General features: G+C 70.0%; 16 protein-coding genes and 1 tRNA gene. 14 read left to right on the top strand and 3 right to left on the bottom strand.

Annotation, left to right across the window (positions count from 1 at the left end; translation table 11 throughout):
* Positions 1-149 precede the first annotated feature (149 nt).
* From ABD327_RS31090 to ABD327_RS31030, 13 genes are all read left to right on the top strand, one after another.
* A complete protein-coding gene (locus ABD327_RS31090; RefSeq protein WP_344455840.1) occupies positions 150-461 on the top strand; it encodes a WhiB family transcriptional regulator in 312 nt (103 codons plus the stop codon).
* Between the two features lies 1 nt (position 462).
* Positions 463-795 (top strand): hypothetical protein, encoded by a 333-nt coding sequence (locus ABD327_RS31085; RefSeq protein WP_344455838.1) that lies wholly within the window; start codon positions 463-465, stop codon positions 793-795.
* Entirely contained in the window at positions 792-1,595 is an 804-nt protein-coding gene (locus ABD327_RS31080) for a DUF2637 domain-containing protein (RefSeq protein WP_344455836.1), read from the top strand. The genes ABD327_RS31085 and ABD327_RS31080 overlap by 4 nt, the downstream gene beginning before the upstream one ends.
* On the top strand, positions 1,592-3,202 hold the full coding sequence (locus tag ABD327_RS31075; RefSeq protein WP_344455834.1) for a hypothetical protein: 1,611 nt from the start codon (positions 1,592-1,594) through the stop codon (positions 3,200-3,202). Before ABD327_RS31080 ends, ABD327_RS31075 begins: the two co-directional genes overlap by 4 nt.
* 42 nt (positions 3,203-3,244) lie before the next feature.
* Complete coding sequence (locus ABD327_RS31070; protein WP_344455832.1) at positions 3,245-5,344, top strand: hypothetical protein; 2,100 nt, start codon at positions 3,245-3,247, stop codon at positions 5,342-5,344.
* A gap of 206 nt (positions 5,345-5,550) precedes the next feature.
* On the top strand, positions 5,551-5,673 hold the full coding sequence (locus ABD327_RS31065) for a hypothetical protein (RefSeq protein WP_344455830.1): 123 nt from the start codon (positions 5,551-5,553) through the stop codon (positions 5,671-5,673).
* A 245-nt stretch (positions 5,674-5,918) separates the two neighbouring features.
* A complete protein-coding gene (locus ABD327_RS31060; RefSeq protein WP_344455828.1) occupies positions 5,919-6,242 on the top strand; it encodes a hypothetical protein in 324 nt (107 codons plus the stop codon).
* A complete protein-coding gene (locus ABD327_RS31055) occupies positions 6,239-7,714 on the top strand; it encodes a DNA cytosine methyltransferase (RefSeq protein WP_344455826.1) in 1,476 nt (491 codons plus the stop codon). Before ABD327_RS31060 ends, ABD327_RS31055 begins: the two co-directional genes overlap by 4 nt.
* Positions 7,714-8,538: a deazapurine DNA modification protein DpdA family protein gene (locus ABD327_RS31050; RefSeq protein ID WP_344455824.1), complete on the top strand. Its 825-nt coding sequence runs from the start codon at positions 7,714-7,716 to the stop codon at positions 8,536-8,538. Before ABD327_RS31055 ends, ABD327_RS31050 begins: the two co-directional genes overlap by 1 nt.
* A complete protein-coding gene (locus tag ABD327_RS31045; RefSeq protein WP_344455821.1) occupies positions 8,535-9,428 on the top strand; it encodes a bifunctional DNA primase/polymerase in 894 nt (297 codons plus the stop codon). Before ABD327_RS31050 ends, ABD327_RS31045 begins: the two co-directional genes overlap by 4 nt.
* The gene (locus ABD327_RS31040) at positions 9,425-10,981 is read left to right on the top strand and encodes a hypothetical protein (protein WP_344455819.1); all 1,557 of its coding nucleotides are present in this window, start codon (positions 9,425-9,427) and stop codon (positions 10,979-10,981) included. The genes ABD327_RS31045 and ABD327_RS31040 overlap by 4 nt, the downstream gene beginning before the upstream one ends.
* Positions 10,982-11,394: 413 nt before the next feature.
* On the top strand, positions 11,395-11,595 hold the full coding sequence (locus tag ABD327_RS31035) for a helix-turn-helix domain-containing protein (RefSeq protein WP_344455817.1): 201 nt from the start codon (positions 11,395-11,397) through the stop codon (positions 11,593-11,595).
* Positions 11,595-12,758, top strand: coding sequence for a site-specific integrase (locus ABD327_RS31030; protein ID WP_344455814.1), 1,164 nt, complete (start codon positions 11,595-11,597; stop codon positions 12,756-12,758). The genes ABD327_RS31035 and ABD327_RS31030 overlap by 1 nt, the downstream gene beginning before the upstream one ends.
* Before the next feature lie 127 nt (positions 12,759-12,885).
* Here ABD327_RS31030 and ABD327_RS31025 read toward each other — a convergent pair.
* Positions 12,886-12,962: transfer RNA gene (locus ABD327_RS31025), tRNA-Pro, on the bottom strand.
* Positions 12,963-13,051: 89 nt separating this feature from the next.
* Complete coding sequence (locus ABD327_RS31020; RefSeq protein WP_344455812.1) at positions 13,052-13,996, bottom strand: Ppx/GppA family phosphatase; 945 nt, start codon at positions 13,994-13,996, stop codon at positions 13,052-13,054.
* 101 nt (positions 13,997-14,097) lie between these two features.
* On the opposite strand from ABD327_RS31020, the gene ABD327_RS31015 reads away from it, so the two are divergent.
* Positions 14,098-15,534: an alpha,alpha-trehalose-phosphate synthase (UDP-forming) gene (locus ABD327_RS31015; RefSeq protein WP_344455810.1), complete on the top strand. Its 1,437-nt coding sequence runs from the start codon at positions 14,098-14,100 to the stop codon at positions 15,532-15,534.
* 4 nt (positions 15,535-15,538) lie between these two features.
* On the opposite strand, the gene ABD327_RS31010 is transcribed toward ABD327_RS31015, so the two are convergent.
* Positions 15,539-15,877: GOLPH3/VPS74 family protein (locus tag ABD327_RS31010; protein WP_344455808.1), on the bottom strand; the 339-nt coding region annotated here is incomplete at its 5' end.

Below are 15,877 nucleotides of genomic sequence, written 5' to 3'. Positions count from 1 at the left end.
CCTCACGGGTGCCGCGTTCCTGATCTTCGCCATCAAGAACCCCGAAGGTGCTGCTGCCGCCGTTCAGACGGTGGTCAGCGCGCTGGGCCGGTTCGTGGATGCCTTCTGAAGTCCGCGTTCACCTGTTCCATCGAGCCTTTGGAGGTCGTATGTCCCCCGTCCCGCTGCCGGTGCTGCCGCTGGTGGACCTGCTCGCCCGTCTGGGCGAGCAGGGCGAGTGCCGGTATGACCCGGACCTGCACACCGGCCCGGACGTCTTCGAGGTCGAGCCGATCGCCGAGCGTCGGGCGCGTGTGGACGCCGCCAAGGACGTCTGCGAGTCCTGCCCGGTGGCGCTGGAGTGCCTGGAGTACGCGCTGCGCGCCAACCCCGCCCACGGGGTGTGGGCTGGCTACACCCCTCGCGGGTTGGCCGCCCTGCGCACCCAGGTCCGCGCCGAGGTTCCGGCGGAGGTGGCTTGAGGTGAGCATGTTCCCCCTCGCCTGCCAGCGTCCGGCGCTCCCGCAGCGGATGCCCGCCGCCGCCCGTGTGCTGGCCGACCTCGCCGAAGAAGCCCTGCACCTGCCCGAGGTGTGCATCTGGGCGCTGGACGCCATCGTCGAGCTGCACATCCGGGGTCAGGTCAGCGACGTCGAGGCCGTCCAGACCTGGGCCGCGCACCTGGACGGCACCGTCGAGCACGAGTCCCTCTTCCACCTGCCCGGCAGCGCGCTGGTGCGGGTGAGGGTCGAGCGCGACGGCCTGCCGGTGGAGATCTGGACCATCACCCGCGTGCCCCTCGAGGAGGCGTCGTGATCAACGCCGATCGCCTCATCCGCACCCTGACGGCCGGGACCGTGATCGCCCTGGGCGCGGCGGCCGCCGTGGTGTCCTACTCCCACGCCCTGGACGTCGCCACCGAGAACGGCCAGCACGGATGGACCGCGACGCTGACCCCGCTGACCATCGACGGCCTGGTCCTGGTGGCGGGCCTGGTCCTGCTGGACGCCGCGCGGCGCGGCCAGAAGGCCAAGACGATGCCCCTGGCGTACGTGACGCTGGGGTTGGGCATCGCCGCGACGCTGGCCGTCAATGTCCTGTACGGCATCGAGCACGGCCCGATCGGCGCTGTGGTGGCCGGGTGGCCGGCTGTCGCCCTGGTCCTGTCGACCGAACTGCTCATGGGGATGATCCGGCGCGGCCAGCGCCGCGCCTCCTCCGAGGCCGACAACGCCGACGAGGCCGCGCTCCCGGACGGCGACGGCAAGACCGATGTCCCCGCCGTCGTCGCGGACGAAGCGCCCGACAACGAGCCCGTTCCGGCCGCCGTTGTCGCCAGAGCCGAGGGCGACAACGTCAAGGAGACGCCGCTTGTCGTCGCCGACAACGAGAACGACGGAAAGGTGCCCGTCCCTCGGCGGAATCGTCCGACGCCGCCCGCCCGGCGCGTCCGTGTCGCGGTGACGCCTGAGCATGTGGAGCAGGCGAAGGAACTGGTGGGTGAGCGGCCCGGTATCACGGGCGCTCAGCTCGGCCGCCAGTTGGGGCTGAGTGAGCGCCAGGGGCAGCGGATTCTGGCTGACCTGCGTGCGGCGCTGGTGGAGGTGGCCTCATGACCGCCCCCGACTCGCGTGAGGTCGGCATGGACGTGCCGCCGCTGGACGGCCTGCCGCCCGCCGCTGACGCCGCGCCGCTGGCCGTCCCCGACCAGCACCCGCCCGTTTCGGGACCGCGCCCGGATGTCGCCCCGACCGAGGGCGACAAGGACGCCAAGGGCGACGCCGAAGAAGAGCAGGACGCACCCACCGGTCTGCCGGTGGGGCAGCTCGCGGCGGGTGGCGCGTCGGTGGTGACGGTCGCCGGGACGGTGCTCTACCAGACGACCGGCGCCCTGGGCTTGGCGGCGGGTGGTCTGGTGACGGCGGCGTCCGGTGTCGCCTACCTGCGTCGCCGACGCGACAACCGCGACGGCGGCCGCCGTCAGGAGAAGACACGCACGGTCAAGACGACACAGACCGCCCACCGCACTCCTGCGGGCTCCCGTGGGTTGCTGGGCGGCGGACGTGGCGGACGAAGCGGGGGACGGACGTCGTCGCGGACACCGGGGCTGCTGGGCCGCTCCGGTGGGGGCCGTCAGGGCGGCAGGGCACTGTGGCCGTCCCGCTCGGCGAACCCCTCCGGCTCAGGCTCTGCCCGGTCGATTCTCGGCGGGCGCTCCGCCACCGGTTCCCGGCGCTCCTCCGCGCCGACGTCGGCAGGTGCCTCCGCCAGGGGCAGGGCGGCCAGGGCGGGCAAGCCGGTGGCCAGCGACGGCGGCGGCTCCGCGCTGCGCCTCCCCACCCGCAAGAACACCAAGACTCCCGCCCCGGCCATTCCCAAGAGCGCGGCCGCCGCCAAGGGCGGCCGGACCTCCACGAAGGAGGCAAAGGTGAAGGACACCCCGACCGCCGCCAAGACGGCAGACAAGAAGACGGGCAAGGATCCCGTATCCACCCCGGTCTCGGCGAAGAAGACCCCCGCGACGCCGAGCAGCCGCTTCTCCCGCTGGGCGTCCTGGTGGGCCGAAGACCAGCCCGGCCCCGTCTCCTCCCGCACCGCCCGCCTGGCCCGCCGTCTGGACGCTGCGGCCTACGGCAAGAGCGGCCTGTGGGGGCGCGTCCTGTCCTGGCTGTTCGGCTGGCGGCACGACGCCGACACCGATGAGAACGGCCAGGACACCCCCGCCGACGAGGCGGCCGAGAACACCAAGCAGGACGGCACCGAGCAGCAGGCCGCCCCCGACGCTCCGGCCGCCGAGCAGGTGCCGCAGCAGCCCACCGAAGCACCGAACCCGCAGCACTCTCAGCGCCGCACCGCCCACACCCACACCACAACCAGGAGGTTTCCCATGTCCGGTTCCCCGCTCGTCATCGCCTCGGCCGAGATGGCCGCCGCCGCTTCTTCCTACGCCCCCGAGGACATGTGGGTCGTCGCCCGCGACCTGGACACCCTCGGCGAGATGCCCGTCAACGTCGCCACCGCTGTGCGCGTCTACACCACCCGCATGGAGGGCGAATACCCCCTCCACGAGTCGGTGACCGAGATGCTCCGCCAGCTCCACGACGGCTTGGCGATACTCGGTGCCCTGGCCGACGAGATTGCCGTGCAGTTCCGCGCCGTGCACGCCGACGACATCAAGCGCGACGAGGCGCCGCGCACGAACGAAAACCTCTGGAACGTCTGACCGCCCCGGCCCGCCCCGACGACCCTGAGAGAGGAACATCCCGTGAAGACGAAGACCGCCAAGAAGACCCCGGCGCCTGGCCTGGACTGGACGCTGCGCCCCCGCACCGCGGCGGGCATGGCCACGCAGTCTGTGCTTGGTATGACGGCCGTCTCGGCGGTCGGCAACGTCTGCGAGATGCATTGGGCTCTGGGAGTCGGGGCGGGCCTGCTCGGCGCCGCCGCCACGTTCGTCACCAGCCAGCGCGTGAGCATGACCGGCCTGTACTACCGGGCCGCGTGCTGGCTGGGCGCCGGCGGCTGGACGGCCTGGGCATTGGAGGCCGGACCCTTTCACCGCGAGCAGCTCGGCGTCCTGGCCCTGGGCGGCCTGGCCGCCGGTCTCGGCGCACCCCTGGGCCGCGCCAAGAACGACGAAGCCCAGCAGCCCACCGCGGCCGCGCCCGGAACCGACATCGTCCTACGCCAGGGCGGGGAGATCGGGATGCGGTGGGCGTCCTACATCCACCGCGTGACCAACATGTGGGTGCAGGTCACCAGCGTGCAGCCCTGGCCCCAAGGCGGCGGGTTCACCCTGACGGCGCTGCTGCCGCTGGACGGAACCCACACCGTGGCCACGCTCAAGGGCGCCGCCGACCGCCTGGCCACCGTCGCCCGCCTGCCCATCGGCTGCGGCGTGGAAGTCGCGCTCGGCGAGCACCGCGGGGAGGCCGTCCTGCGGGTATCCACCGTCAACCGCATGGGCGACATGGTCTCCCTGCCCGAGGACTACTCGCCCCTGTCGATCAACCGGCCGCTGCCTTTGGGGATGTACCGCGACGGCTCTCCGGTGACGGTCCTGCTGCGCGAGTTGGCGATGCTCGTCATCGGCGCCCGCGGCTCCGGCAAGACCAACCTGCTGGACCTGCTCACCCTGCTCCTGCTGCGCTGCTCCGACACGCTGGTGTGGCACATCGACATGAACGGCGGCGGCATGAGCCAGGTGTGGCTACACCCCTGGATCGAAGGCGACATCGACCGCCCCGCCATCGACTGGGCCGCACCCAACCCCGAAGAGGCGATCCAGATGGTGCAGATCGCCATGAACATCGCCCGCGCCCGCAAGCGCACCGGCCGCAAACTCAAGGTGCAGGCAGACAGCAAACTGCTGCCCATTAGCCCCGGCCTGCCGGAGATCGTCATCATGGTCGATGAGGGCAAGTCCGTCCTGGCTCCCGGCACCCGCGGCACCGCCGGCCAGGTCGGCAAGAAACTCGAGGAGATCCTGGACCAGGCCCGCAACGAGGGCGTCAACATCATCGCCTCCGGCCTGCGCGCCACCTCCACCACCGTATCGGCCGACTTCAAAGTCCAGTGCGGCCTCAAGATCTGCGGACGGGTCCAGAAGGAATCCGAGCTTCAGTACCTCTTCGGGTGGGACCGCATCGACCTGGCCGACATCCCCTCCGTCGGCTGCTTCTTCATCCAAGCCGACGACGAGGAAGCCCCCCGGCCCTTCAAGGCCGCGTTCCTTCCGCCCTCTCGGATGACCGCCGCCGCCGTGATGCTGGCTGAGGGCCGCCCCCGCCTGGACGAAGCCGCCGCCCGCATCGGCGGCCAGGTCTACGCCCAGCGCCACGAGAGGATGCGTGCCGCATTCCTGGCCCTGGACGACGACGAGGACGGCGACGTCCTGGACGTCGAAGAGGTGCAGGAAGCCCCGCGCCGCTTGCACTCCGTCCCCGCCGAGCTTGGCACCGGATCCGCCGGCAGTTGGGCCAACCCTCAGGAGTTGCGCCAGCGCGCCCGCACCGCCTACACCCCGACCGCCGCACCCGAGCGCGTCTTCACCGCCGAGCGCGTTGACCGGCCCGAGCCCGCACCCATCCGCCCCCTCCCGCCGCTCCTGACCGCCGCCATCCGCGCGTTCGGCACCGATACCCGCATGCACTCCGAAGACCTCGCCGCACACCTGAGCCTGGACAACAAACACCGCCTGGCCGAACTCCTCGGCGCCCTGGAGGTCTACCCCCTGGGTCACGCCTTCGAGCGCGGCGGCCGACAGCGCCGCGGCTACGAGCGCAAGGACCTGGAAGCCGCCGCCCGCGCCATCACCGAAGGCCGCCAGGACGTCCCCGACGAGGTCTACGCATGGGCCAGCTGACCCCGTAGGACCCCGACGACCCCCACACCCCTCCTACGGGACTCCTACAGGACCCGTGAGCAGCACGAACACCCGCCCCGTAGAAGGAGCGTAGGAGGGCCGTAGGACCCCCAGACACCCCCTCCACGCACCCTCGGAGCCCGAAAACCCCCTCCATTCGGCTCCTACGCAACCCCTACGACCCCGACAGGAAGGAACCACCCTCCATGCCCGCCCAGACCTGCACCCGCTGCGGCGGCAGCGGCCGTATCGGCAAGAAGAAGACCTTCAACCCCGCCACCGGCAAGCCCGTCCGCACCGAGCCGATCCCCTGCCCCGACTGCGCCTGAACCCCAACACCTGACCGAAGCGAAGGAGACCTCTGATGGCCGACGACCCGAACCGCACCAGCAGCAGCGGCACCGTGACCGGCGAGACCGGCGGCATGTGGCCCGACGGCGAGCCCGACAGCGTCCGCGACGCCTTCGACACCCGCAAGTAGCCGCGCGGCCTCGGCGGGCTACTCCCGCCAAGAAGTTCCCCCGCCGGGGCCGCTCACCCAATCCCAGCTAGAAGCCAGGAGGCATCTCCCATCATGAAGCCCACCCGCAGCAACGCCAACCCGCCCGACCCGTCGACACCATCCGCCGGATCCCCATGCGGCTGCTCGGGATCCTGCGGACTGCACCCCGGACCCTGCCCGGCCAAGCAGTTCCACCGCTACCCCGGCACCCGCACCACCGTCCACCTGGAAGCCACCGAGGACGGGCAGCGCTGCCCGTTCTGCCTGCTGGCCGCCACCCGCCCGAACGCGGCCAGCCAGATGACCGCCGCCGCGCTGCGCTGCCCGTCCGCTGACGGCGACCAGGACGACCTGTTCGACACCACCCCCTACCAGCGCACCAGCGGCCGCCGATGAGCGCCCCGACCACCCGCCGCCGGATGTCGAGCGCGTTGACGTTCGTGGACCTGTTCTGCGGCGCCGGAGGCTCCTCCCTGGGCCTGACCAGCGCGGGCCTGGAGCTCAAGTTGGCGGCCAACCACTGGGAGCGCGCGATCGCCACCCACGCGGCGAACTTCCCGCACGCCGAGCACCTGTGCGAGGACATCAACGCCTACGACATGCGCGACCTGCCGCCCGCCCGCGTGCTGTGGGCCTCACCCATCTGCCAGGAATCCTCCCCGGCCGGCGGGCGACGCAAGAAGCGCGGCTCCCTGCGGCCCGGTCAGCTCGCACTGATGGACGACGGGGAGCGGGAGGAGTACCTCGCCTCCCTGAACAAGGGGTGGGAGCGGACCAGGGCGACCGCCTACGACGTGCTGCGGGCGGTGGAGATCTGGGCCTATGACGCGGTCCTGATCGAGAACGTGGTCGAGTTCGCCACCGACTGGCCCCTGTTCTGGTGGTGGATCGAGGGCATGAATCGGATCGGGTACTCCCACCGGATCGTGTGCGTCAACTCCGCCCACATCGGAGGAGCCGACAACCCCCACGCCCCGCAATGGCGAGACCGGCTGTACATCGTGTTCCTGCGCGCCGACGCCCCCATGCCGGACCTGGAGCCCCGTCCGCCCGCGCACTGCTTCACCTGCGGCCAGGATGTGGCCGCACGCCAGACGTGGAAGCGCCACACCCCCGGCGGGAAGCTGGGGATCGGCAAGTACCGCGACCAGTACACCTACACCTGCCCCAACACCTCCGTCCGGCACGAGTCGTTCGTGGTGGAGCCGTACGTGCTCCCGGCCGCCGCCGTCATCGACTGGACAGATCTGGGCCAGAGGATCGGGGAGCGCGCCCGGCCATTGGCCGCCCAGACCATGCGCCGCATCCGTGCCGGACTGGCCATGGTGCAGGATCGCCCCGTCGTGGTGCAGGTCAACCACGCCGGGCACGACGGACGCACCTACCCCGCAGCAGGCAACGCCCTGGCCGCCCGCACCGTGCGCGGAGGCGACGGGTTCGTCTCGCCGCCGCTGCTGGTCCCGGCCGGAGGGACTTGGAACACCACCGCCCGCCCGGCCGCCCACCCGCTGGCCACCGTCACCGCGGGCGGCAACCACCACTTCCTCGTCACCCCCGACCAGCGGCCTGAGGAGGTGGACCGGCACGCACTGGTGATCCCCTACCGGGCGGGGAACCTGCCGACGACCACCGCGAGCCCGCTGCACACGGTGGCGACGCGGGATTCGATGAGTCTGGTGCGGCCGGAGGTGGCGGTGGAGGACTGCCGGTTCCGGATGCTCAAGGCCCGCGAGCACCTACGCGCCCAGCGCTTCCCCGACACCTACACCGTCACCGGCAATCAGGCAGAGCAGACCATGCAGGCCGGAAACGCCGTGAGCGCCAACGTCGCCCGCTGGCTCGGGTCCAAGCTGCTGGAGGTGCTGTGATGCCCCCCGAGCAGACCTCTACGTCCGGCCCGGTGTTCTACCTGGGCGCCCACCAGCCGCACTGGCTGTGGCGCCTGGACGTTCCGTTGTTCGTCTCCCACCGCCAACTCGCGCGCAAGAAGACCCTGAAGCCGGCCGCTTGCCGGTGGGCGCTGGATTCCGGCGGGTTCACCGAACTGTCCCTGCACGGCACGTGGGTCACCACCCCGGCCCAGTACGCCGAAGCCGTCGCCCGCTACGCCGAACAGATCGGCAACCTGGACTTCGCCGCACCCCAGGACTCGATGTGCGAGCCGTTCATGACCGAACGCACCGGCCTGTCCGTGGCCGAACACCAGGAACGCACGGTCGCGAACTACCTGGAGTTGACCGCGCTCGCCCCCGATCTGCCGTTCATCCCCGTCCTGCAAGGCTGGGAGCTGGACGACTACCTACGGTGCTTCGACCTGTACGCCTCCGCCGGAATCGACCTGACGATCCTGCCCAGGGTGGGGTTGGGGTCGGTGTGCCGTCGCCAGTCCACCCACCAGATCACCGAGATCGTCACCACCCTCGCCCGACTCGGCCTGTCCCTGCACGGGTTCGGCGTCAAGACCGGCGGGTTGCACCTGTACGGGCATCGGCTCGGCTCCGCCGACTCCATGGCCTGGTCTTACGCCGCCCGCCGCCAACCCCCAATGCCCGGCTGCACCGGCCACAAGAACTGCGCCAACTGCCCCCGCTACGCCACCGCATGGCGCACCCGCCTGCTAAGCCGTCTGGCCGCACGCGGCGAGCAAACCGACCTACTCGACCTCGACCTCCCCCACGGGAGGGCAGCATGAACACCAACCTTTCCTACGCACTCGCCGCCGCCCGCCGCGGCTGGCACGTCTTCCCCGTCGCCGTCGGCGACAAGACCCCGCCCAAGGGCGTCCGCTGGAAGCAGGTCGCGACGGCCGATCCGGAGAAGATCCGGCGGATGTGGGGCCACCGCCCCTACAACATCGGCATCTCCTGCGGCCCCTCCCGCCTGGTCGTCATCGACCTCGACGTCCCCAAGCCCGGCGAGCAACCTCCCCCGAAGTGGGCACTGCCCGGCATCCATGACGGCTCGGACGTCTTCGCCTACGTGTGCGAGCAGGCCGGCCAACCCATGCCGCTGGAGACCTTCCAGGTACGCACCCGCCGCGGCGGCTTCCACCTGTACTTCACCGCCCCCAACGACATCCGCCTGACCAACACCTCAGACGACCACGGCAACGGCCTGGGCTGGAAAATCGACACCCGCGCTGAGGGCGGATACGTCGTCGGTCCCGGAAGCTTCGTCGACCTGCCCGACGGCACCGGCACCTACGAACCCGTCCACACCCCCGATACGGCCCCGCTGCCCGCATGGCTGGCCGAACGACTCCAACCCGCCCCGCTGCCGCCACAACGACCCGTCGTGGTCGAGCTGACCGCAGGCAAGCGCGGCGCCTACCTGGACGTCGCGATCAACGCCAGCCTCACCGCGATCACCCAAGCGCCCCAGGGCCGCCGCAACGCCACCCTCTACGGCGCTTCCGTGGCTCTGGGCCAGCTCGTCGCCGGAGGCTCCCTGGCCGCTGCTGAGACCGAGAAACTCCTCACCCACGCCGCCGTGAGCACCGGCCAGAGCGAGAGCGAAGCCCGCCGCACCATCCGATCGGGCTTCCGCGCCGGACAGAGCCGACCAAGGAGGGTCCCCGCATGACCAAGCCACGCCTGCAGGTCGGGTCCGGACCCGAGAGCATCCGCGTCCTCAAAGCCGCCCTGGCCGCCAACACCCTGCCCCACACCTACGTCTCCGCCGGATCCCTGGTCCACATGGAAACCGTCTCCGGCGGGCTCAACAGCCCCGCCGCCGACGAGGACTCCCCGCTGCCCGTCACCGCCAGTCCCATCAACCCGGCCACCCTGGCCGGCCTGCTGGCCGAACACACCTACGTCTACCGGATGCGCTCCCGCAAGACCGGAGACGGCAGCAGCGAGACCTTCGAAGAAGAAGTCACCCCACCACGGGAGATCCTCTCCTCAGTGCTGGCCGCCAAGACCTGGCCCAGCGTCCTGCCCCTGCGCGGCGTCATCGGCGCACCCGTCCTACGCCGAGACGGCACCCTGCTCCAACACCCCGGCTACGACGAGGCCACCGGCCTGTACCTGGCCTCCAAGGTCGCGCTCCCGCCCGTCCCAGATACGCCGACCGCCGAGCAGGTATATGACGCACGTGACTTCCTGCTGCACCGGTTCCTGCGGGACTTCCCCTGGTCGTCTGCGGCCGACCGCGCGAACTACGTCGCGCTGCTGGTCACGCCGATCCTGCGGCACTACACCCGCTCCCTGACCCCGTTCGCCGTCATCGACGCGACCATGCCCGCCTCCGGCAAGTCCATCCTCACCGGCGGGCCCGGCATGCTCTATGGCCAGCGCGTCATGCCCTGGGCCTACGCAGACGAAGAACTCCGCAAGAGCATCACCGCCGTCTTCGCCGAACAGGTCGGCGTCGTCATCTGGGACAACCTCGCCGAAGGCACCGTCATCGACTCACCCACCCTCGCCCTGCTGGTGACCGCCGGAGTGTGGTCCGACCGCCAACTCGGGGCCTCGCGCAACATCGCCACCGTCAACGACCGCCTCTGGATGGCCACCGGCAACAACCTCCAAGTCGGCGGCGACATGGCCTCCCGCACCGTCCGCGTCCACCTCGACCCCAACATGCCCCGACCAGAACAACGCGACCAGAGCCGGTTCGGCATCCCCCACCTCGACCAATGGATCACCAACCCCGCCAACCAGCTCACCGTGCTGTGGCACCTGCTCATCTTGGTCCTGGACTGGACCCAAAGCGGCGCACCCCGCGCTGACACCCTTGCTATGCGCCAATTCACCCCCTGGGCCCAAGCCCTGGGCGGATTCCTCGCACACCACGACATCGAAGGATTCCTCGCCAACGCCGCCGACGTCCGCGACGTCGACGAAGACGAAAACCGCTGGCGCGCGTTCCTGTCCTGCTGGCACACCCTGCACGGCTCCACCCCCATGACCGCCGCCGAACTCCGCAACAGCGGCGAACCCCTCCACACCGGCAGCTACGAACACGACCCCTGGGACGGCCAATTCATCACCACCCCCACCGGCCGGGCACCCAACGTGCTCTCCCTCGGACGGCTGCTGACCGGCCAGACCGGACGCTGGCGCGGCGACTACGTCATCCGCTCCGCCAGAAAGCGCGACCGAAACGTGTTCTGGGTCGAGTGCCATGACTGAGCCGAACCCCAAGACGCTGAAACATCTCCACATCTCCACATCTCCACAAACCGGCCCTCTACCAGCACGGATGTATGTGGAGATAGCCAGCACCGACAACCAGCCATCTCCACATCTCCACACCCGCTGTGGAGATAACCCCCCGATTGTGGAGATGACCCGATGCCGATCACCACCATCTCCACACCCATCACCGCAGTTCAGAGGCACATCCGTGGAGATGTGGAGATGTGGAGATGTTTCAGCCCTCCCGACAAGAAGAACGCGAAGCACACACCACACCCCACGATCTTCAGCGGTCCTTCCTCGTCTCATGAACCGACCGAAACCCATCCAACGCAAAGCGGCCCTGGGCCAACCGACCAAAGCAGCGCCCAGGACCGCCGCCCCTCACAAGAAGGAGCACCACCATCATGACCGTCACCGCACTACCCAAAGCCCTCTACCGGGTCGAAGAGGCCTTGGAAATCCTGTCGATCAGCCGGTCCTGCTTCTACCGGGAGGTCAAGGCCGGACGAATCGGCATCGTCAAGGCAGGACGCTCCACCCGCGTCACCGCCGACTCCATCGCCCGGTTCGTCGAGCTGCTGGAGAACGAGGCAGGGACCGCCTGATGACCAAACGGCGCAGCCGCGGCGACGGCGGGCTTCACTGGGACGAAGCCCGCCAGCGCTGGATAGCCACCATCACCGTCGGATACACCCCGGCCGGCCGCCGGATCGTGCGTAAGGCCAGTGACAAGCTCAAGTCCAAGGCCCTGGCCAAGCTCAAGGAGAAGGTTCGCGACTACGACGACGGCCTGACCGTCGCATCCGGCAGCTACTCAGTGGGCGACGCCGTCCGGGACTTCCTGCGATACGGCCTCGCCGGCCGGAACCCAGAGACCGTCGCCAACTACACCAGCCTCGCCGAGCAGCACATCATCCCCGCCCTGGGAGCACGCAAGCTCCGAGAGCTGTCCTCCGAGGACGTCGACAAGTGGCTCGCGCGCAAAGCCGCCGACCTCAGCACCCGAAGCCTGCGGCTGATCCACTCGGTCCTGAACCGGGCCGTCAACCGGGCCATGGCACGCGACAAGGTGAAGCGGAACGTCGTGATGCTCTGCGAGATCCCAGAAGGCCGCAAGGGACGGCCATCCAAGTCCCTCACCCTCAAGCAGGCAGAAGCCGTCCTGGAGGCATCCGAAGGCGATCCGATCCACGCCTACATCGTCCTGTCGATCCTCGTAGGCGCCCGCACCGAGGAACTCCGGGCCCTCAAGTGGTCTCACGTCGACCTGGAAGGGAAGCCGGCCACAGCCGAGACACCGGAGATCCCGCCGTCCATCATGGTCTGGCACTCCGTGCGAGCTGGTGGAGACACTAAGACCCGTAAGTCCCGCCGGACGCTGGCCCTTCCCGCCCGCTGCGTACAAGCCCTCAAAGCCCACCGCAGGACCCAGGAAGCGCTGAAGAAGGCCGCCGGAGAGTCTTGGAAGGATCTCGGGCTGGTGTTCGCCTCACGGGTGGGCACCCCGCTGGACTCCCACAACGTCCGCCGATCCTGCCGCCGCATCTTCGACAAAGCTGGACTGGTCGGGGCCGAGTGGACACCCAGGGAGATGCGGCACAGCTTCGTCTCCCTGCTCTCCGACAGCGGCGTCCCCCTGGAGGACATCGCCCGCCTGGTCGGCCACTCCGGAACCACCGTCACCGAAACGGTCTACCGGAAGCAGATCAGGCCCGTCCTGCTGGGCGGAGCGGAGGCCATGAACCAGATCTTCCCCGCCAGCGGGTAAGACCACGGGAAGCAAACAGGGCCCGAGGATCGTGATCCTCGGGCCCTGTCCTATGTCTGCCAAATGATCCACCGGGAGCCTTAGTCACCCAAAAGCAAAACAGGGCCATCCGAAGATGGCCCTGAGCTGGTCGGGACGACAGGATTTGAACCTGCGACCCCTTGACCCCCAGTCAAGTGCGCTACCAAGCTGCGCCACGTCCCGCGACCTCCGCTTTTGCCCCGTCTGGGGCGCTGGCGGCAGGCATAACTCTAGCGCAGTCGGGGGGGTAGCGCACATCGGCTGGGCGGGGGCTAGAAGGAGAGGGGCTCTCCCGGGAGGAGGTCCAGGCGGCGGAGGATGATGCCCTCGCGGAGGGCCCAGGGGCAGATTTCGAGTTCTTCCATGTCGAAGAGGTCCATGGCGGCTTCGGCGACGATGGCGCCCGCGAGGAGTTGGGAGGCTCTGCCCGGGGAGACGCCGGGGATCTGCATGCGGGTGGAGATCGGCATCTCGGAGAGGCGTTCGCACCATTCCTTCACGGCGGTGCGGGTGAGGAGGCGGCGGACGAAGGGGCCCTCGGCGCTGGGGGCGGCGCCGGCTATGCGGGCCAGCTGCTTGAAGGTCTTCGACGTGGCCACGGCGTGGTCGGCGGGGCCGAAGCGGGTGACGCTGCCTATGCGGTCGGCGATCTCGGCGCGGACGTGGCGGCGGAGGGCGCGGATCTGGTCGCGGTCCGGGGGGTCGAGGGTGAGCCAGTCGCGGGTGAGGCGGCCCGCGCCCAGGGGGAGGGAGAAGGCGGCGTCGGGCTGCTCGTCGATACCGGTGGCGACCTCCAGGGAGCCGCCGCCGATGTCGAAGACCTGGAGGCGGTGGGAGGACCAGCCGAACCAGCGGCGGACGGCGAGGAAGGTCAGGCGGGCCTCGTCGATGCCGGACAGGACCTCGATGTCGGTCTGCAGCTCGGACTTGATCCTGGCGAGGACCTCCTCGCCGTTGGAGGCCTCCCGGACCGCCGAGGTCGCGAAGGCCAGGGTCTCCTGCACGCCCTTGTCCTCGGCGATCTGGAGCGCCTCGGCGACGAGCTCGTGGAGCCTGCCTGCCCCCTCGTCGGACAGCGTGTGGCCGTCGATGAGATGCTCGGCGAGACGCAACTCGGTCTTGTGGGAATACGCGGGGAGAGGTCTCCCCCCTTGGTGCGCGTCCATGACGAGGAAGTGCACGGTGTTGGACCCGATGTCCAGGACGCCCAATCTCATGAGTCGAAAGTACCGAAGAAACGATCCCCGCAGGTGGAGCCGCGTGGTGAGCTTCACGTTCCCCAAACGCCACAAGATGCACAAAACACCTGAAACGGGGTATGAAGATCAGCGTGAGTGATTTCCTCGTCGTCGCAAACCGCCTGCCCGTGGACCGATTCGTAGGACCAGAGGGGAAGGTGGGATGGCGCCGGAGTCCCGGCGGCCTGGTCACCGCGATCATGCCCTTGATGCGCGGCCGGGACGGCGCGTGGATCGGCTGGACCGGCGCGGCCGACGAAGAGGTCGAGCCGTTCACCGACGATGACGGCCTGCACCTGGTCCCGGTCTCCCTCTCCGCCGAAGAGGTCGAGCTCTACTACGAGGGCTTCTCCAACGCCACCCTCTGGCCCCTCTACCACGACGCCATCGCGCCGCCGGAGTACCACCGCCGCACCTGGGACGCCTATGTCCGGGTCAACCGGCGCTTCGCCAAGGCCACCGCCGAGGCCGCGTCCGAGGGCGCGACCGTCTGGGTCCAGGACTACCAGCTCCAGCTGGTGCCCAAGATGCTCCGGGAGATGCGCCCCGACCTCAAGATCGGGTTCTTCCTGCACATCCCCTTCCCGCCGGTGGAGCTCTTCCAGCGGCTGCCCTGGCGCAAGGAGATCATCGAGGGCCTGCTCGGAGCCGACCTCGTCGGCTTCCAGCTCCCCACGGGCGCCGCGAACTTCATCCGGATGGCCCGCCGCGTCGTGGACGTGCGGGCGCAGAGCGGCGGCCAGATCCAGTACGAGGGCCGTGCCGTCCAGGCCAAGGCGTTCCCGATCTCGGTGGACGTCGGCGAGCTCCTGGAGCTGGCGGCCAGTCCCGCGGTGCAGGACCGGGCCAGGGAGATCCGCGCCGAGCTCGGTGACCCCGACCGGATCCTGCTCGGCGTCGACCGGCTCGACTACACCAAGGGCATCACCCAGCGCCTGGAGGCGTTCGGGGAGCTGCTGGCCGACGGCGAGCTCAAGCCGGGCGAGGCGGTGTTCGTGCAGATCGCCACTCCCAGCCGGGAGCGGGTCGAGCAGTACCAGCTGCTCAAGGACGACATCGAGCAGCAGGTCGGCCGCCTCAACGGGGAGTTCTCCCAGCTCGGCGCCCCCGTGATCAACTACATGCACACCAGCTACGACCGGGCCGAGCTGACCGCCCTCTACCTGGCCTCGGACGTCATGGTCGTCACCCCGCTGCGGGACGGCATGAACCTGGTGGCCAAGGAGTACGTGGCCTGCCGCAAGGACCTGCAGGGCGCGCTGGTGCTCAGCGAGTTCGCCGGCGCGGCCGCCGAGCTGCGCCGCGCCTTCCTGGTCAACCCCTACGACGTGGACGGCCTGAAGCGCACCCTGCTGGCCGCGATCCGGGCCGAGCCGGCGGACCTGCAGCGCCGGATGCGCGCCATGCGCCGCCGGGTCGCGGACTACGACGTCGGCCGCTGGGCGGAGAACTTCCTGACCGCCCTGCGGAACGACGAGGCCGGCGAGGTCCCCGAGGAGGCCGACCTGCTGTCCTGACCGGCTAGCCGGCAGCGGCGGCGGTCTGGGCGTCGATGGTCTTCTTGAGCGCCTTGGGCAGGGGTCCCGTGCGCTCGGCCAGGTCCTTGAGCCGCCTCTTGTGGGCGCGCCTGGTGCCCCTGTCCAGGACCCTGTTCAGCTTCCCGGCCTCGGAGAGCGCGACCAGGGCCGCGTCCACCGGGTCGACCCGGGGCAGCGGGTCGCGCAGGGCCGCCGACACCCGGCGCCGCAGCCTGCCGGGCAGGCGCGGGTCGCGCGGGGTCAGCCTGCGGGTGGGGAACAGCCCGAGGATCTTGCGCTCCTCGATCCGCACCCACCCGCCGTCCGCGAGCTGCCCGCGGAC

The sequence above is a fragment of the Actinocorallia aurantiaca genome (assembly GCF_039533685.1).
In the GTDB taxonomy this organism is placed as follows: Bacteria; Actinomycetota; Actinomycetes; order Streptosporangiales; family Streptosporangiaceae; genus Actinocorallia; species Actinocorallia aurantiaca.
Note: the sequence above shows the minus strand (reverse complement) of the source record. Positions and strands in the feature narration are given on the sequence as shown.